The 16,528-nt window shown below is 71.4% G+C and carries 16 protein-coding genes; 8 read left to right on the top strand and 8 right to left on the bottom strand.

The window, feature by feature from the left end; translation table 11 throughout:
• Positions 1–120 precede the first annotated feature (120 nt).
• Together ACFYVL_RS26670 and ACFYVL_RS26665 are read left to right on the top strand one after the other, a co-directional pair.
• Entirely contained in the window at positions 121–1,341 is a 1,221-nt protein-coding gene (locus ACFYVL_RS26670) for an ABC transporter ATP-binding protein (RefSeq protein WP_389249022.1), read from the top strand.
• Positions 1,338–2,204: an ABC transporter permease subunit gene (locus ACFYVL_RS26665; protein WP_389249020.1), complete on the top strand. Its 867-nt coding sequence runs from the start codon at positions 1,338–1,340 to the stop codon at positions 2,202–2,204. Before ACFYVL_RS26670 ends, ACFYVL_RS26665 begins: the two co-directional genes overlap by 4 nt.
• A gap of 41 nt (positions 2,205–2,245) precedes the next feature.
• On the opposite strand, the gene ACFYVL_RS26660 is transcribed toward ACFYVL_RS26665, so the two are convergent.
• Positions 2,246–2,578, bottom strand: coding sequence for an ATP/GTP-binding protein (locus ACFYVL_RS26660; protein ID WP_389249018.1), 333 nt, complete (start codon positions 2,576–2,578; stop codon positions 2,246–2,248).
• A gap of 218 nt (positions 2,579–2,796) precedes the next feature.
• Between ACFYVL_RS26660 and ACFYVL_RS26655 the strand changes: the two genes are divergently transcribed.
• Positions 2,797–3,831, top strand: coding sequence for an LLM class flavin-dependent oxidoreductase (locus ACFYVL_RS26655; protein ID WP_389249016.1), 1,035 nt, complete (start codon positions 2,797–2,799; stop codon positions 3,829–3,831).
• A 136-nt stretch (positions 3,832–3,967) separates the two neighbouring features.
• Here ACFYVL_RS26655 and ACFYVL_RS26650 read toward each other — a convergent pair whose 3' ends face one another.
• A complete protein-coding gene (locus ACFYVL_RS26650) occupies positions 3,968–4,360 on the bottom strand; it encodes an SCO5389 family protein (RefSeq protein WP_389249014.1) in 393 nt (130 codons plus the stop codon).
• 235 nt (positions 4,361–4,595) lie between these two features.
• On the opposite strand from ACFYVL_RS26650, the gene nucS reads away from it, so the two are divergent.
• Positions 4,596–5,267, top strand: coding sequence for an endonuclease NucS (gene nucS / locus ACFYVL_RS26645; protein ID WP_389249012.1), 672 nt, complete (start codon positions 4,596–4,598; stop codon positions 5,265–5,267).
• A 181-nt stretch (positions 5,268–5,448) separates the two neighbouring features.
• On the opposite strand, the gene ACFYVL_RS26640 is transcribed toward nucS, so the two are convergent.
• The 3 genes from ACFYVL_RS26640 to ACFYVL_RS26630 form a co-directional block, all read right to left on the bottom strand.
• The gene (locus ACFYVL_RS26640) at positions 5,449–8,097 is read right to left on the bottom strand and encodes an ATP-binding protein (RefSeq protein ID WP_389249010.1); all 2,649 of its coding nucleotides are present in this window, start codon (positions 8,095–8,097) and stop codon (positions 5,449–5,451) included.
• Between the two features lie 340 nt (positions 8,098–8,437).
• Entirely contained in the window at positions 8,438–8,761 is a 324-nt protein-coding gene (locus ACFYVL_RS26635) for an STAS domain-containing protein (protein WP_189826702.1), read from the bottom strand.
• Between the two features lie 168 nt (positions 8,762–8,929).
• A complete protein-coding gene (locus tag ACFYVL_RS26630; protein ID WP_389249008.1) occupies positions 8,930–9,778 on the bottom strand; it encodes a 3-hydroxyacyl-CoA dehydrogenase family protein in 849 nt (282 codons plus the stop codon).
• Between the two features lie 204 nt (positions 9,779–9,982).
• Between ACFYVL_RS26630 and ACFYVL_RS26625 the strand changes: the two genes are divergently transcribed.
• Positions 9,983–10,555, top strand: coding sequence for a cob(I)yrinic acid a,c-diamide adenosyltransferase (locus tag ACFYVL_RS26625; protein ID WP_389249006.1), 573 nt, complete (start codon positions 9,983–9,985; stop codon positions 10,553–10,555).
• A gap of 83 nt (positions 10,556–10,638) precedes the next feature.
• Here ACFYVL_RS26625 and ACFYVL_RS26620 read toward each other — a convergent pair whose 3' ends face one another.
• A complete protein-coding gene (locus ACFYVL_RS26620) occupies positions 10,639–11,262 on the bottom strand; it encodes a hypothetical protein (protein WP_389249004.1) in 624 nt (207 codons plus the stop codon).
• A 93-nt stretch (positions 11,263–11,355) separates the two neighbouring features.
• Between ACFYVL_RS26620 and ACFYVL_RS26615 the strand changes: the two genes are divergently transcribed.
• From ACFYVL_RS26615 to ACFYVL_RS26605, 3 genes are all read left to right on the top strand, one after another.
• Positions 11,356–12,639, top strand: a complete 1,284-nt coding sequence (locus tag ACFYVL_RS26615; RefSeq protein WP_389249002.1) for a sensor histidine kinase — start codon at positions 11,356–11,358, stop codon at positions 12,637–12,639.
• A complete protein-coding gene (locus ACFYVL_RS26610) occupies positions 12,636–13,313 on the top strand; it encodes a response regulator (RefSeq protein WP_389249000.1) in 678 nt (225 codons plus the stop codon). The genes ACFYVL_RS26615 and ACFYVL_RS26610 overlap by 4 nt, the downstream gene beginning before the upstream one ends.
• A gap of 207 nt (positions 13,314–13,520) precedes the next feature.
• The gene (locus ACFYVL_RS26605; protein ID WP_389248998.1) at positions 13,521–15,383 is read left to right on the top strand and encodes a glycosyl hydrolase family 18 protein; all 1,863 of its coding nucleotides are present in this window, start codon (positions 13,521–13,523) and stop codon (positions 15,381–15,383) included.
• A gap of 101 nt (positions 15,384–15,484) precedes the next feature.
• On the opposite strand, the gene ACFYVL_RS26600 is transcribed toward ACFYVL_RS26605, so the two are convergent.
• Complete coding sequence (locus ACFYVL_RS26600) at positions 15,485–15,931, bottom strand: DUF2550 domain-containing protein (RefSeq protein ID WP_389248996.1); 447 nt, start codon at positions 15,929–15,931, stop codon at positions 15,485–15,487.
• Between the two features lie 170 nt (positions 15,932–16,101).
• On the bottom strand, positions 16,102–16,476 hold the full coding sequence (locus ACFYVL_RS26595; protein WP_389248994.1) for a F0F1 ATP synthase subunit epsilon: 375 nt from the start codon (positions 16,474–16,476) through the stop codon (positions 16,102–16,104).
• Between the last annotated feature and the right edge of the window lie 52 nt (positions 16,477–16,528).

Raw genomic sequence — 16,528 nt, 5'->3', positions numbered from 1 at the left:
AGCCGTTCTTGGCCGGAACCGCTCACTCCTGGTTAAGCTCCTAGTGCTTACGGGGGCGAATCGGATCGCTGTACCGCACGTGATCGTGGCCCCGACGACCTGTCGATGGGGCTCTGGAGAATGATCGAGGCAGTCGGCCTGACGAAGCGCTACGGCGCCAAGACGGCCGTGTACAACCTTTCCTTCCAGGTGAGGCCGGGTACGGTGACCGGCTTCCTGGGGCCCAACGGCTCGGGCAAGTCCACCACCATGCGCATGATCCTGGGCCTCGACCGGCCGACCTCGGGCCATGTGACCATCGGCGGCCACCACTTCCGCAAGCTGCCCAACGCCGCGCGCCAGGTCGGCGCACTGCTCGACGCCAAGTCCGTGCACGGCGGGCGCAGCGCCCGCAACCACCTCCTCTCGCTGGCCCAGCTCTCCGGCATCCCGGCGAGCCGGGTCGACGAGGTGCTCGGCGTCGTCGGCCTCCAGGACGTCGCCCGTCAGCGGTCCAAGGGCTTCTCCCTGGGCATGGGCCAGCGCCTGGGCATCGCGGCGGCGCTGCTCGGCGACCCGCAGGTGCTGCTGTTCGACGAGCCGGTCAACGGCCTCGACCCCGAGGGCATCCTCTGGGTCCGCAACCTGATGAAGATGCTGGCCGCCGAGGGCCGTACGGTCTTCGTCTCCTCGCACCTGATGAGCGAGATGGCCCTCACCGCCGAGCACCTGATCGTGATCGGGCGCGGGCAGCTGCTGGCGGACATGAGCGTGCGGGACTTCATCGCCGCCAACTCCGCCGGGTTCGCCCGGGTGCGCACCCCGCAGACCGACCCGGCCCAGCGCGAGAAGCTCACCACGGTGCTGACCGAGGCGGGCGGCCAGGTGCTGCCCGAGCCGGACGGCGCCCTGCGGGTCACCGGCCTGGCCCTGCCCAGGATCTCCGACCTGGCGCACGAGTCGGACGTACGGCTGTGGGAGCTGGCGCCGCACCAGGCGTCGCTGGAGGAGGCGTACATGCGGATGACGCAGGCCGCCGTCGACTACCGCTCCACCGACGACCAGCTCGCCGGCTTCGAGCAGGCACCGCCGCCCGGCCTGCTGCCGGGGCAGCCGCTGCCCGGTCAGCCGGTGGTGCCCGAGGCGCCGCCGCAGCAGGGCTGGTACGCCCCGCCGCCGCCCCGGCCGGGACATCCGCACCCCGGGGTGCCCGCCGGAGCGCCGGCCGCCGCCCCCGTACCGGCGGAGCAGAACCCGTACGCGACCCCGGCCGCTCCCCCCGCTCCCCCCGCGCCCGGCGCGGCACCGGGCCCGGCCAAGAGCGACACCACCCGCAGCGACACCCCCGAGGACGCCCGATGACGACCCCCTCGACCCCGTACCCGCAGCCCGGCCCGGTCTCCGCGCCGCAGCAGGAGCGGGCGGGCGGCCCGCCGCCCGGCTACGTCTCCCCCGTGCCGCTGCGCCGCGCGACGCTGATGGACGCGATCGCCTCGGAGTGGACCAAGATCCGCTCGGTGCGCTCGACGCTCTGGACGCTCGGCATGATGGTCGTCCTGGTGCTCGGCGTCGGCGTGATGATCACCCTCGTGCTCTCCTCCGTGGCCGAGACCCCGAAGAACGAGTCGCCGATCCCGGTCGGCTTCGTCGGACTGCTCCTGGGCCTCATCCCGGTGATCACGCTCGGGGTGATGACCATCTCCTCGGAGTACGGCACGGGCATGATCCGCACGACCCTGACCGCCTGCCCCAGCCGGGGCCGGGTGCTGGCCGCGAAGTCGCTGGTCTTCGCCCTGCTGACGTTCGTCATCACGCTGATCGTCACCACGCTGGTCTCGGCCCTGATGACGGCGGTGCTCGGCGGCGGCGCGAGCACGGACCTCTGGCTGCGGGCGACCGTCGGGGCCAGTGCGTACACCGCCCTGACCGGTCTGCTCTCGCTCGCCGTCGGCTCGCTGGTCCGGCACTCCGCGGGCGCGATCACCCTGATGATCGGCGCCGTGCTGATGCCGCTGGTGATGGCGCTGTTCATGATGGCGGAGTCGCTGCGCGACATCCAGATGTTCCTGCTGGAGTACTCGATCCCCAGTCAGCTCGGCGTCCTGTACGGCACCGAGATGGGCGACGGCGGGCCGACCGGCTGGGAGCCGCTGGGCATCATGGGCGCGCTGGCGGCGGTGTTCCTGGCGCTGGCGTTCGTCGTCCAGGAGCGGCGCGACGTCTGATCCGGGGACCGGCCACCGGCGGCCGGAGCCGGAAGGACGCGCTAGTGCCGGGGCGCGTTGCGGGACCGCTGCACCTGTGTGGTGCGGCGGTCCTTCGCGTTCCAGCAGGCCTTGTGCCAGTGCCTGCGGTCGTCCACGCCGCCGTAGTCCGGCCAGGCCACCACGTGCGGGACGCCGGAGGGAATCTCCTGGTCGCAGCCGGGGCAGCGGTAGCGCTTGCCCTGGGCACTGGCGCCGCTCACCTGCCGCACCAGCCACTCCTCCCCCTGCCAGGACTCCGTGCGCTGGAGCCCGTAGCGGTCCGGCGAGTCACCACCGCCGGTGCTCGGGGTCGGACTGGCGCCGCCTCGGGGGCGGTTGTGGCGCGGGGACACGTAGCACCTCTTGGGGCAGGTACGGACGGTTTTCCCACAGCCTAGGCCCATCGGGCAGGGGTGGGCGTACCACTGAGGGAGGTACTCCGGTACCCCCGGGGCACCAGTAGCCGGAAAATCACAAGAACTTTGCCCGTGGCCGTGCCTTTGGCACTTGTCAGCCGTTAATGCCAGTGGGGGATCGCCGATTCGGAGCCTGGAAGAAGGAGCAGAGGGCGATGCACATTGGAGCTTTTGTACTGGCGGCCCAGTTCCCGGGTCAGGGACAGGGGGAGACCCTGCACCGGGCCGTACGGTCCGCGGAGGTCGCCGAGGAGGCCGGCCTCGACTCGGTCTGGCTGGCCGAACACCACTTCGTTCCCTACGGCGTCTGTCCGTCCGCCGTGACGCTGGCCGCGCTGCTGCTCGGCCGCACCCGCCGGATCCGGGTGGGCACGGCGGTGACGGTGCTGCCCACCGCACACCCGGTCAACGTGGCGGAGCAGGCGGCACTCCTGCACCTCACCTCGGGCGGCCGGTTCACCCTCGGGGTGGGGCGCGGCGGCCCGTGGGTGGACCTGGAGGTCTTCGGCAGCGGCCTGAAGGCGTACGAGGAGGGCTTCCCGGAATCCCTGGACCTGCTGCTGCGGTGGCTGCGCGAGGACCGGGTGGCGGCCGACGGCGAGCGGTACCGCTTCCGCGAGGTCGCCGTGGTCCCCCGCCCCGACGAACTGCTGGAGGGCGCACCGGGCCCCGAGGTCGTCGTCGCGTGCACCTCGCCGAAGAGCGTGAAGCTGGCCGCCGAGCGCGGGCTGTCCATGCTGCTCGGGATGCACTGCGGGGACGAGGACAAGGCAGCCATGACCGAGCTGTGGCGCTCCCACGCCCGCGCCGCCGGACGTTCGGCGGCGCAGATCGAGGCCGGTGCGCGCGGCCATGTCTCCGCCGGGGTCGCGCAGATCGCCGACACCACGGCCGACGCCTGCGAGACCCTCACCAAGGCGATGCCCGGCTGGCTGAAACAGGGACTGGACGCCCACGTCACCGTCGACGGCAGGCACCGCGCGATGCGTGACCCGGTGGCGTACACCGAGATGCTCTGCGGGCTGCACCCGGTGGGCACACCGCAGTTGGCGGCCGACCGGCTGGCGGAGACCTCGGAAAGGACCGGAATCACTCGCTTCGCTTTGCTCACCGAGGGGTCCGGCGACCTCGCCTGCACGGAGGAGAACGTACGGCGGCTGGGCACCGAGGTCCGGCAGCTGCTCTCCTGAGCAGACGGCACCGACCCGCGGATCACGGGGAGAAGAGCACGGACGGGCGACGGCCCGGCAAGGGGTGGCTACCTGGGGAGCTGCCGCCCCGGCATCTGTACACCTCCCGCGATACGGGGGCGGCAGCCTCAGAACGTCAGCAGTCCCGCAGTTCCGGCGATTGGTTGAGCAGCTGGCCGCGGATCGAGGTGAAGCGGGCGAGCCGCTCGTCGACCGAGGAGTCCAGCGGGAACACCGCTACGCGGTGGCAGTTCTGGAATGCGAGACGTACTCCGAAGTGACGCTCCAGCGAACCGCGGATGGCGTCACTCGCCAGGGCGCGCAGCAACTGACCGCGCGCCTGCTCGTTGGGCGGCGGCGTCTGGTTGTCGGCGAACTGACCACCGTCGACCTTCAGCTGTGCCACCAAGGAGCTGATCATCTCCCATGCGAAAGGCAGGGAGGTCCGGACGCAGTCGACGAATTCTGCTTCGTCGACCTCGCCTCGCTCGGCCTGTTCCAACAGAGCCGGTGAGACGTCGAGCGACATGGGTTCTCCTCTCGCGACCCCGCACAGAGACGGGGTCTTCCGGGCAGGGCAGGAGAGCGGCGACGCAGCGTGCACGCGCGGCGACCTCCTGCATCCACGGTAAGCGCGGCGTCCGTACCGCGACAGGGGATTGCGCATACAACCGGCCATTGCCCAGGGGGCGCACGGGCGCTGAGAAGGGGGTCGTACGGGGCGAATCGCGTGCACCCCGCCGAGTCGAGTAGCGTTGCTCCCCATGCGTCTCGTCATCGCCCGCTGCTCCGTGGACTACGCGGGCCGGCTCACCGCCCATCTGCCCTCCGCCCCCCGTCTGATCCTGGTGAAGGCGGACGGCAGCGTCTCCATTCACGCGGACGACCGGGCGTACAAGCCGCTCAACTGGATGTCCCCGCCCTGCACCCTGAAGGAGGGCACCGGTGACGACGCCGGTGTCTGGACGGTGATCAACAAGGCGGGCGAGAAACTGATCATCACGATGGAGGAAGTCCTCCACGACTCGTCCTACGAGCTGGGCATCGACCCCGGTCTCATCAAGGACGGCGTGGAAGCGCACCTTCAGGAACTGCTCGCCGACCGCATCGAAACCCTCGGCGAGGGGTACACCCTGATCCGCCGCGAGTACATGACGGCGATCGGCCCGGTCGACATCCTGTGCCGCGACTCGGACGGTGCGACGGTGGCCGTCGAGCTGAAGCGCCGCGGCGACATCGACGGTGTCGAGCAGCTGACGCGTTACCTCGAACTCCTCAACCGAGACCCGCACTTGGCACCGGTCTCCGGTGTCTTCGCCGCCCAGGAGATCAAGCCGCAGGCCCGTGTTCTGGCCACCGACCGCGGCATCCGCTGCGTGGTCCTGGACTACGACGCGATGCGCGGCATCGAGGACGACAAGCTCCGGCTGTTCTGAACCGGTTCTGGGGCACGGCTCAAGCGGTGCCCCGTCCACGTCGACGGCCCGCGTTCACCGTCCACGTTCACCGTCCGCGTTCACGGCCCGCGTTCGCGGTCCACGAGGAAAAGGTCTGCCCCCGTCCGCGATGCGGGCGGGGGCAGACCTTTCGGTGTGTAGGGCTCGGTGTGTACGGCGGTCAGCCGTTGTTGCCGGACGAGGGTCCCGGTCCGCTGACCGTTCCCGTCGCGGTCGGCGGCTTGTCGTCGACGGGTGAGGTCGGCGGCTTGTCGGGGGACGACGCCGGGGGCTTGTCCGGCGAGGTCGGCGGGTCCGGCTTCGGAGTCGTCGGGTCCGGCTTGGGCGTCGTCGGCGGGTCCGTCGGCTTGGTCGGCGGATCGGTCGGCTTGGTCGGCGGGTCCGTCGGCTTCGTGGGCGGATCGGTGGGCCGGGTCGGCCGGTCCGTGGGCTTGCCCGGTGTGGTCGGCGGCTTCGTCGTCGGCCGGTCGGGTCCCTCGGTCGGCTTGCCGGTGGTCGCGCCGGGCGAGGAGGTCGGGTCCGGGGACGCGGTCTCTCTTCCCCGGCTGGTGCTGTCCGCGGCGGGCAGTCCGGCCTCGCCGGAGCCGCCGCTGTTGCCGCTGCCGCCGGAGCCGTTGCCGTCGGAGCCCTCGGCCTTGTCGGCGTCCAGGCCGCCCTTGCCCGCGTCCTGGTTGGCGGACTGCTCGGGAGAGACCCGATCGCCCTCGCCGCCCAGCTTGTTGCCGGTGGCGCCGAGGGTGACGACGGTGCCCAGGACGGCGACGAGCAGTGCGCCCGCCCCCGCCGCGACCAGGTTGCGCCGGGCGCCGCTGAGCATCGAGCGGCGCGTCGGCGCCCCTCCCCCGGCACCCGCGGACCGGTGCACCAGCTGCTCCTGGGTGTCCGGCGGTTCGGGCAGCGGCAGCGCGCCCCGCGTGGCGGGCACCCCGGCGGGCGGCGACGCGGACTCCTCGTACCGCGCGGCCGGCATCTCCTCGCCGGCGGAGGACCGCTCGGTGAACGGGTCGTAGGGCTTGTCGAACGGCGAGCGCGAGGCGGTCGCGCCCAGGCTGCCCGCGGTGAACCCGCTTCCGCTCGCGATCACCGGGCCGGGAGCCGCGCCGCTGCGGTCGGTGACCAGCGCCAGGGCCCGGCGGGCGGCGACGGTGCCGCGCTTGTCGGCGAGCGCGCCGCGCAGTCCGATGGACGTCTCCAGCTCGGCGCGCGCCCGGTCCAGCCGGCCGCCGCACAGCGCCAGGATCCCCAGCTCGTGGTGGAAGTAGGCCTCCTCGCCGACCTCTCCGGCGACCCGGGACGCCTCGGCTCCGGTGCGCAGCGCCCGCTCCCAGGCGCCCCACTGCATCCCCGCGGCGAACGCGGGCGCGGCCGTCCGGGCCAGCAGCACGGCGGCGCTCGGGTGTCCCGCCTCGGTCCCCGGCACCAGCGCGGCGAGCGCGGCCAGCACGGCGTCCGACTCGGCGGAGATCCGCTCGGCGGTCACCGAGGGGTGCCCGGCCCACCAGGCGTAGTGCTGGGCCGCGTTCAGCGCCTGCTCGGTCGCCTCGTCGCCGTACCCGGCGGCGTGCAGCTGTACGTCGGCCCCGGCGGCCAGCCGGTAGCGCGCCCCGGCCGGGGAGAGCAGGCCGCACGCGAGCAGTTCGCCCAGCGCCGCGTCCGCGTGGGTGTCCCCCACCAGTGCGGGCAGGTGGGCCTGGTGCGGCACCTCGCCGCCGAGCGCCAGCGCGAAGCGCAGCGTGGCCCGCGCGGACTCGCTGAGCCGGGCCGCCAGCGGGGCGACCGGAGCCATGCCCTCGGCGAGCGTCGGCAGCGGTACGTCGTGCCCGTCCTCGGCGTCGAAGGGCGCGTCCAGCGGCGCCTCGGTGAAGTAGCCGTACTCGTCGAAGGCGCTGGGGTCGGCGCGCAGCACGTCGCGCTGCCGCAGCAGCGCACCGGCCTGCACGAAGCGCAGCGGCAGTCCCTCCGACTCGAACCAGAGGTCTCCCGCCCAGTTCGCCTCCTCGTCGGTGAGCGGCCGGGAGACGGCGCGCTCCAGGAGTTCCAGCGAGGAACTGCGGCCGAGCCCGCCGAGCAGCACCTCTTCGAGCAGCCCGGCGGGCGCCAGGGCGGCGGCCTCGGGCGTGACGGAGATGAGGAACGCGCACTCGGGCGTCGCGTCCAGGAGCTCCTGGAGCGCGCTCCCGCCGAACTCCAGGTCGTCCAGGACGACGACGGCACCGATCTCGTGCACGTGGCGGAGCAGTTCGTCGGTGTCGGGCCGGTGGCGCGGTGCCCGGTAGACCGCCGCGAACAGGTCCTGCAGCAGTTCCGGCTGCGTACGCCGGTAGCCGGAGAGCCGTACGACGCCGTCCGGCGCGAGGTCCGCGCAGTCGGCGGCGACCGCGTCGAGCAGCGCGGTGCGGCCCGACCCGGCGGATCCCACCAGCCGCACGGAGCGGCCCCGGGAGACCAGCGCGGCCAGCTGTTCGCGCTCGTCCTGTCGCTCCAGGAGCGGCAGTTCGGGCGCGGCGGGCCCCGGCGGCAGCGGCGGCCTGGCCGCGCGTGCCAGTTCCGCGCGGTCGGCGGCCGAGTGCCGCACGGGCACCTCGGGGCGCTCGCCGGGCGGGCAGGGTTCGATCTCGCTGCCGTCCACCGGGTTGATGGTCAGCAGGAAGTCACCGGACGTGAACTGAACGGTGCGGACCGGCGCGGGTGTCACGCTCGGCCCGAGGTCGCGGGTCATGGCGTCGCGCCGCGGCGTGCCGTCCCGCTCGTCGTGGTTGCCGTTGTTTTCCTGGCCGTACTCTTCGGGTCCCCGGTTTATCGGGTCCATGGTCAAAGCCCCCCAGATGCGTTGCGTGCGTAACTGCCCCTCCCGGCCTTTCGCACGCTCGCTGTCGCTTCTGGTCCGGTGCCCGCCGACGTGGGTGCATCCATTACTGGGCTCGTCAAGCGGCAGGCGACCGAACCCTAGACCTTCGCACATTATCTACGAGCACCAGGGGGAACGGGGTCTACGGGACGTCACAGTCTCGTGAGGATTGCGGCGTGCGGTGAACCTTGTGCGCGGCGGTCCTCCACACGGTGGATCTTGGCGCGGGCGAGCCGCGCGGGCGCGGCTTTTCCGAGGACGGCTGCGCGGGCCGGGCGGGACGGGCGGGACGGGCGGGGGTTCAGACCCGCGGCAGCGAGTCGGCGGCCAGCCCGCCCTCGATCGCCAGGATCCGGTGCAGCCGGGTCGCCACGAGCAGCCGCTGCATCTGCGGGGGCACGCCGCGCAGCACCAGGCGCCGCCCGCACCGGCCGGCCCGCCGGTGGGCGCCCATGATCACGCCGAGTCCGGTGGCGTCCCACGAGTCGAGTTCGGTCAGGTCGAGCACCAGGTCGCCCGCTCCGTCGTCGACGGCCGAGTGCAGGACCGTACGGGCGTCCGCCGCGCTGCGGACATCGAGGCGGCCCCCGACGACCAGCTCGACGTGATCGCCCCTGATGTGCATGTGCGCTCCCCACGAGTGCATGAGTTCCTGTCCTTCAACCGGCCGTTCGGCAGTCAGTTGTCCCTCAACTGACTGCCGAACGAGCGGAGAAGTTGCCGTCTGTAAGCGAATCGATGCGAAATTCACCCCACGGGGTGAACTCGTTGTTCTCTCGCCCGGATCACTCGATCAGTGCTTGTAGAAGCCCTGTCCGCTCTTGCGGCCGATGTCGCCCGCGTCGACCATGCGCCGCATGAGCTCCGGCGGCGCGAACTTCTCGTCCTGGGACTCGGTGTAGATGTTGCCGGTGGCGTGCAGCAGGATGTCGACGCCGGTCAGGTCGGCGGTGGCGAGCGGGCCCATGGCGTGGCCGAAGCCCAGCTTGCAGGCGATGTCGATGTCCTCGGCGCTGGCGACGCCCGACTCGTACAGCTTCGCCGCCTCGACGACGAGGGCCGAGATGAGCCGGGTGGTCACGAAGCCGGCCACGTCGCGGTTGACGACGATGCAGGTCTTGCCGACGGACTCGGCGAACTCACGTGCGGTGGCGAGGGTTTCGTCGCTGGTCTTGTAGCCGCGGACGAGCTCGCAGAGCTGCATCATCGGCACCGGCGAGAAGAAGTGCGTACCGACGACGCGCTCCGGACGCTCCGTCACGGCGGCGATCTTCGTGATCGGGATGGCGGAGGTGTTGGAGGCCAGCACCGCGTCCTCGCGGACGATCTTGTCGAGCGACCGGAAGATCTCGTGCTTGACCTCCAGCTTCTCGAAGACGGCCTCGACGACGATGTCCGCGTCGGCGACGGCGTCGAGTTCGGTGCTGGTGGTGATCCGCGCCAGGGCCGCCTCGGCGTCCTCGGCCGTCAGCTTCCCCTTGTTGACGAAGCGGTCGTACGAGGCCTTGATGCCGTCGGTGCCACGGGTCAGCGCCGCGTCGGTCACATCGCGCAGGACCACGTCCCAGCCCGCCTGCGCCGAGACCTGGGCGATGCCCGATCCCATGAGACCGGCACCGATGACGGCAAGCTTCCTGGCCACTGCACACTCCCCTTGACTACTGCTCCGGCTACAGCTCCGGCCGCGCCCCTAAGGCGGCGCGCGTTACCGGGTGTTCGTTGTCCTGAGGCGGAGGCTATCGCCGTAAGAGCCCCCAGGGGCGGCGAAGAGATGCGCGTCACGTCTCACATGACGGACATCACACTGGTACGGACGCACATGCGGCGAGTAGCTAGGCTCGTACGCATGGTCAATCTGACGCGTATCTACACACGTACCGGCGACAAGGGCACCACGGCGCTCGGCGACATGAGCCGCACCGCCAAGACCGATCTGCGGATCTCGGCGTACGCGGACGCCAACGAGGCCAACGCGGTCATCGGGACGGCCATCGCCCTGGGCAGTCTCGACGAGGACGTGGTCAAGGTGCTCACCCGGATCCAGAACGACCTGTTCGACGTGGGCGCCGATCTGTCCACCCCGGTCGTCGACAACCCCCAGTACCCGCCGCTGCGCGTCGAGCAGTCGTACATCGACAAGCTGGAGGAGGACTGCGACGGCTACCTCGCCGAGCTGGAGAAGCTGCGCTCCTTCATCCTTCCGGCGGGCACGCCCGGCGCCGCCCTGCTGCACCAGGCGTGCACGGTGGTGCGGCGTGCGGAGCGCTCGACGTGGGCGGCCTTCGAGGTGCACGGCGACACCATGAACCCGCTGACCGCCACGTATCTCAACCGGCTCTCCGACCTGCTCTTCATCCTCGCCCGGACGGCCAACAAGTCGGTCGGCGACGTCCTGTGGGTGCCGGGCGGCGAACGCTGAGAGGCCGGGGGCCGGGCGGCGGACACCCGGCCGCCCGGGGGCCGAGGTGCCGGGTGCGGGTCCGCCCGCCCGGCGCGGCGGGCCTACCTCTTCAGGTACGCCGCGACCCGCTCCGCCTGCGAACGCTCCGGGTCCGTCGCCGGGTCCGTCGCCGGGTCCGCGCCCGGCACGGGCTCGGGCGCGGTCTTGGGGAACAGCGTGTAGCTGACCGCGATCACCAGGTTGATGGCGGCCACGATGCCCATCTTGAGCTGCCAGTCGCGCAGCGAGGCCACCTGGCCGCCGTCGCCCACGTACCAGACGGCGAGCTGGAGCAGGCCGGCCGCGATCCCGGCCGCCAGGATCCAGCGCGCGGCGCTCTGCCACTCGTACACCATCCGCGCCTGGCCGTACTTCGGCGGCTTCACCGGGGCGGGCCCGTGGGCGAACCGGTGCGCGAACCACACGTCGACCTTCTTGATCATGTGGTGACCCATCGCCACCGTGAAGCCGATGTAGACCGCGGCCAGGCCGTGCTTGAAGTCGGGGGCCGCGCCGTTCTTCAGGTCGATCGCGGTGACCACCAGCAGCACCACCTCCAGCAGCGGCTCGCACAGCAGCACCGCGGCCCCGAGCCTGGGCATCTTCGCCAGATAGCGCAGCGCCAGCCCGGCCAGCAGCAGCACCCAGAACGCGACCTCGCACGCGACGATCAACGCGACGACCATGACCTCACACCTCCCGTGAACACCTCCTCATGATCGGTCCGAGCACCGGTCCGGGGCATCGTCGCCAGTGAGGAAAGCGCACTGCATCCTTCGATGTACTGGGCTTTCCGTCCACGCGGGGAGGAACCGCGGCCGGTGTCCGTGTTGGATGGAGGAGTGACCCGTTTCCGGCATCCGCTCCTGAACCCGCACCGGGACGACGTCCTGCTCTCGGTGGCAAGCCTCCTCGGCGGGCTGCTGCTGTACTTCCTCGGCCTCTACAGCCAGGGCAACCGGGGCGTGCTGCCCGGCTGGCTGACGCTGGTCCCGCTGTTCGGCATGGCCCTGTTGGAGCTGGTGCGCAGGAGCGCCCCGCAGTTCGCCCTCGCCGTGGGCACCCTGCTCCTCGTCGCGGACCAGTTCACCTGGGGAAACGTCGCCACAGCGGTCATGTTCGCCGACCTGGTGTACGCGGCCGTGGTCTACGGCAGCGCGCGGGCGGCCCGCCGGATCCCGGTCACCACCGGAATGATCACGCTGGTGATGACCATCGGTTTCCTGGCCTACTTCCGCAAGCCGGATGCCCTGCTGGTCGGCATGGTGACCGGGCTGATCACGTTCGCCCCCGCCCTCACCGGCGCCACCCTGCGCAACCACCGGCAGGCAGCGGTGGCCGCCCGGCTGCACGCCGAACAGACCGCGCTGCTGGCCGAGATGGACCGTACGCAGGCGGTGGTCGCCGAACGGGCGCGGATGGCCAGGGAACTGCACGACATGGTCGCCAACAACCTCTCCGCCATCGCGATCCACTCCACCGCCGCGCTCTCCATCGACACCCCGCAGACCTCCCTCCAGGCGCTCTCCGTGATCCGCGAGAACAGCGTGCAGGGGCTGGCCGAAATGCGTCGTCTGATCGGACTGCTCAGGGAGGGCGACCAGCACGACGAACCGGCCGCCGCCCCCACCCTCGACGGGCTGGACGCGCTGCTCGCCCAGTCCCGTACCTTCGGCGCCGACACCGGACTCGACTTCGCGCTCGACGACGGCAGGCCGGCCGGGCTGCGGCTGCCGGCGCCGGTGGAGCTGGCCGCGTACCGGATCGTGCAGGAGTCCCTCACCAACTCCCTCAAGCACGCCTCCCCCGGCCTGGTCACCGTCGCCCTCGCCCACTCCGGGGGCACCCTGACGGTGTCCGTGACCAGCCCGTACGACGGGAGCGGCGGTGACCGCGGGCCGCGCGCCCCGGGGTCGGGGTCCGGCCTGGTCGGCATGCGGGAGCGGGTGGCGCTGCTGGACGGCGAGCTGACCGCAGGGCCGGTGGAGACGGGCGAGGGCGAGAAGATCTGGCGAGTGCGGGCGGAGCTGCCCGCCGAGGACGATACGGAGCCATCGACATGAGCGGCAGTGACGCGGCCACCCCCGGGACCATCCGGGTGCTGGTCGCCGAGGACCAGTCGGCCGTACGGGCCGGGCTGGTGCTGATTCTGGCCAGCGCGCGGGACATCGAGGTCGTCGGCGAGGCGGCCGACGGCGAGGAGGCGGTCCGGCTGGCCCGTGAACTGCGCCCGGACCTGGTCCTGATGGACGTGCAGATGCCGAAGCTGGACGGGGTGTCGGCCACCAGACAGGTGGTCGCCGAGGAGCTGGCCGACGTCCTGGTGCTGACCACCTTCGACCTGGACAGCTATGTGTTCGGCGCGCTGCGCGCGGGCGCGTCCGGCTTCCTGCTGAAGAACACCGAGGCGAAGGACCTGCTGGAGGCGGTGCGCACGGTGGCCCGCGGCGAGGGCCTCATCTCGCCCGCGGTGACCCGCAGGCTGATCGCCGAGTTCGCCGCCCCCGCGCCCGCCCGCCCCGAGAACGCGCCGGACCCCGCCGTGCTGGAGCCGCTGACCCGGCGCGAGCGCGAGGTGCTGGGGCGGCTCGGCGAGGGGCTGTCGAACGCGGAGATCGCGGTCCGGCTCGGCATGGCGGAGGCCACGGTCAAGACCCATGTCAGCCGTCTGCTCGGCAAGCTGGGACTGCGCAGCCGGGTGCAAGCGGCGGTGCTCGCGCAGGAGTTGGGCCTCTGAGGAACGGGGGCCGAGGGCCCGGGACGGGATTCTCCGTCCCGGGCCCTTCTCTGGTCCAGACCTCTTGACGATTGGTCCAGACCTTGGCACGCTCGCCGCACTGCAGTGGTGAGCACGCCATGACAACACCTCCCCGTACGGGCGTGCTCACCTGGCGGCGCAGGTCCTAATCCCCGTCATGTCGGACCTCTCTCTCGGGAGCAACCCTTGAGTACTGCAACCCCCCTTGACCCCCCGCGCACCTCGCGCTTGAGAAAGCGCCTCACGGCCACGCTCACCGCACTCGCCCTTCCCCTCGCCGCGATGGTCGGCCTCGCCTCCCCCGCGGAGGCCGCGCCCGCGGCGACGGCGACCTACACCAAGAAGTCGGACTGGGGCACGGGCTTCGAGGGCTCGTGGACCGTGAAGAACACCGGCACCACCACCCTGTCCTCGTGGACCGTGGAGTGGGACTTCCCCAGCGGCACCAAGGCGGGCTCCGCCTGGGACGCCGCGCTCACCACCACCGGCAACCACGTCACCGCCAAGAACCTCGCGTGGAACGGCACCCTGGCCCCCGGTGCCGCCGTCACCTTCGGCTTCAACGGCACCGGTTCCGGCAACCCGAGCGGCTGCAAGCTCAACGGCCTCTCCTGCGACGGCGACACCCAGCCCGGCGACGCCGCTCCCAGCGCCCCCGGCACCCCGGTCGCCAGCGGCGTCACCGACACCTCGGTCAAGCTGACCTGGACCGCCGCAACCGACGACAAGGGCATCAAGAACTACGACGTCCTGCGCGACGGCGCCAAGGTCGCCACCGTCACCGGCCTCACGTACACCGACAGCTCCCTGACCAAGGGGACCAGTTACTCGTACGCGGTGCAGGCCCGCGACACCGCCGACCAGACCGGCCCGGCCAGCGGCTCGGTCGCGGTCAAGACCACCGGCGGCGGCACCGACCCGGGCCCCGGCACCGGCGACCAGGTGAAGCTCGGCTACTTCGCCAACTGGGGCGTCTACGGCCGCAACTACCACGTCAAGAACCTGGTGACCTCCGGCTCCGCCGCGAAGATCACCCACATCAACTACGCCTTCGGCAACGTCCAGGGCGGCAAGTGCACCATCGGTGACGCGTTCGCCGACTACGACAAGGCGTACACCGCCGACCAGGCCGTCGACGGCGTCGCCGACACCTGGGACCAGCCGCTGCGCGGCAGCTTCAACCAGCTGCGCAAGCTGAAGGCCAAGTACCCCAACATCAAGGTGATCTGGTCCTTCGGCGGCTGGACCTGGTCCGGCGGCTTCGGTGAGGCGGCCAAGAACCCGGCCGCGTTCGCCGACTCCTGCTACAAGCTGGTCGAGGACCCGCGCTGGGCCGACGTCTTCGACGGCATCGACATCGACTGGGAGTACCCGAACGCCTGCGGCCTGACCTGCGACACCAGCGGTCCCGCCGCACTCGGCAACCTGGCCTCCGCGCTGCGCACCAAGTTCGGCGCGAACAACCTGGTCACCGCCGCCATCACCGCCGACGGCTCGGACGGCGGCAAGATCGACGCCGCCGACTACGCCACCGCCGCCAAGTCCTTCGACTGGTACAACGTGATGACGTACGACTTCTTCGGCGCCTGGGACGCGAAGGGCCCGACCGCCCCGCACTCCCCGCTGACCTCGTACACCGGCATCCCGAAGGCCGGCTTCAACTCCGCCGACGCCATCGCCAAGCTGAAGGCCAAGGGCGTCCCGGCCAAGAAGCTGCTGCTCGGCATCGGCTTCTACGGCCGCGGCTGGACCGGCGTCACCCAGAAGGAGCCGGGCGGCACCGCCACGGGTCCGGCCGCCGGAACCTACGAGCAGGGCATCGAGGACTACAAGGTCCTCAAGAACAGCTGCCCCTCCAACGGCACCGTCGCCGGCACCGCCTACGCCCACTGCGGCACCAACTGGTGGAGCTACGACACCCCGGCCACCATCAACTCCAAGATGGCCTGGTCCAAGGCCCAGGGCCTGGGAGGCGCCTTCTTCTGGGAGTTCAGCGGTGACACCGCCAACGGCGAGCTGGTCTCCGCGATCGACTCCGGCCTGAAGTAGCGGCCGGACGGCAGACAGAAGGCCGGCAGTTCGGGTCCGCCCCCGAGCTGCCGGCCTTCGTCGCATCCGTACGCACGGCACGGGACGTACGGGCAGGACGCCTACGCCACGTTCACGCGCTGTCCGGGCGGTGCCGCCTCCAGCCAGGCCAGGAAGCCGGTGAGCGCGTCCTCGCTCATCGCCAGCTCCAGCCGGGTGCCGCGGTGGACGCAGCCCAGGATGTGCGCGTCGGACAGCAGCGCCAGTTCCTCCTCGCCCTCGGGCGAGCGCCGCGTGACGACCTCGATGGCCGACCGCTCCAGGACCCGGCGCGGCTTGGGCGAGTACGAGAAGACCCGGAACCAGGTGATCCGGTCACCGCTGTAGCGCGCCACGCCGTACACCCAGCCCTTGCCGGAGGTGTCCAGCTCCTCGGGGGTGTCCCAGCGCAGCGAACAGTCGAAGGTGCCGCCGGAACGCTGGATCAGCCTCCGGCGCAGCCCGAAGACGAAGAGTCCCACCAGCACCAGCAGGACCACAGAGCCGCACACAAGCAGAGCGAGGATCATCTCCTACGACCTCCTCGCCTCGTCCAGTACCACTACGGAAAAGCACAACGCATTCGGAACAGCGGACCGCGCGACGCGGAACCGCATCTGCATCGCCTCAGCCGCGACCCGTCCCGGAAGTATCCAGTACGAGCCGCGGCTGAGGGAAAAACTCTCGTCGCGAGGCGGGTTCAGTGTCCCGCCACCGCGCGCAGCCGGACGTCGGCGCGGCGCTCGGCGGCCGCGTCGGCCTCCGACTTCGCACGCTCCAGCGCCCGCTCCGCACGGGCCGCGTCGATCTCGTCGGCCAGCTCCGCGATCTCCGCGAGCAGAGACAGCTTGTTGTCGGCGAACGAGATGAAACCGCCGTGCACAGCGGCGACGACAGTGCCGCCCTCGCTCGTACGGATGGTCACCGGGCCCGATTCCAGCACACCCAGAAGCGGCTGGTGACCGGGCATGACGCCGATGTCGCCGGACGTGGTGCGCGCGACGACCAGGGTGGCCTCGCCGGACCAGACGTTGCGGTCCGCTGCGACCAGCTCGACGTGCAGCTCAGCAGCCAAGGGTGGCTCCTCGGGTCACCACCCGGCACTGCTGCCGGGTGTTGGGTCAAAG

It is taken from the genome of Streptomyces sp. NPDC004111, assembly GCF_042874215.1.
Classification (GTDB): domain Bacteria; phylum Actinomycetota; class Actinomycetes; order Streptomycetales; family Streptomycetaceae; genus Streptomyces.
This window is presented reverse-complemented; position numbering and strand designations above follow the sequence as displayed.

Coding starts and splice junctions, on each gene's coding strand:
- ACFYVL_RS26670 (WP_389249022.1), top strand. CDS start 121: ATGATCGAGGCAGTCGGCCTGACGAAGCGCTACGGCGCCAAGACGGCC.
- ACFYVL_RS26665 (WP_389249020.1), top strand. CDS start 1,338: ATGACGACCCCCTCGACCCCGTACCCGCAGCCCGGCCCGGTCTCCGCG.
- ACFYVL_RS26655 (WP_389249016.1), top strand. CDS start 2,797: ATGCACATTGGAGCTTTTGTACTGGCGGCCCAGTTCCCGGGTCAGGGA.
- ACFYVL_RS26650 (WP_389249014.1), bottom strand. CDS start 4,360: ATGTCGCTCGACGTCTCACCGGCTCTGTTGGAACAGGCCGAGCGAGGC.
- nucS (WP_389249012.1), top strand. CDS start 4,596: ATGCGTCTCGTCATCGCCCGCTGCTCCGTGGACTACGCGGGCCGGCTC.
- ACFYVL_RS26640 (WP_389249010.1), bottom strand. CDS start 8,097: ATGGACCCGATAAACCGGGGACCCGAAGAGTACGGCCAGGAAAACAAC.
- ACFYVL_RS26635 (WP_189826702.1), bottom strand. CDS start 8,761: ATGCACATCAGGGGCGATCACGTCGAGCTGGTCGTCGGGGGCCGCCTC.
- ACFYVL_RS26625 (WP_389249006.1), top strand. CDS start 9,983: ATGGTCAATCTGACGCGTATCTACACACGTACCGGCGACAAGGGCACC.
- ACFYVL_RS26620 (WP_389249004.1), bottom strand. CDS start 11,262: ATGGTCGTCGCGTTGATCGTCGCGTGCGAGGTCGCGTTCTGGGTGCTG.
- ACFYVL_RS26615 (WP_389249002.1), top strand. CDS start 11,356: ATGTACTGGGCTTTCCGTCCACGCGGGGAGGAACCGCGGCCGGTGTCC.
- ACFYVL_RS26610 (WP_389249000.1), top strand. CDS start 12,636: ATGAGCGGCAGTGACGCGGCCACCCCCGGGACCATCCGGGTGCTGGTC.
- ACFYVL_RS26600 (WP_389248996.1), bottom strand. CDS start 15,931: ATGATCCTCGCTCTGCTTGTGTGCGGCTCTGTGGTCCTGCTGGTGCTG.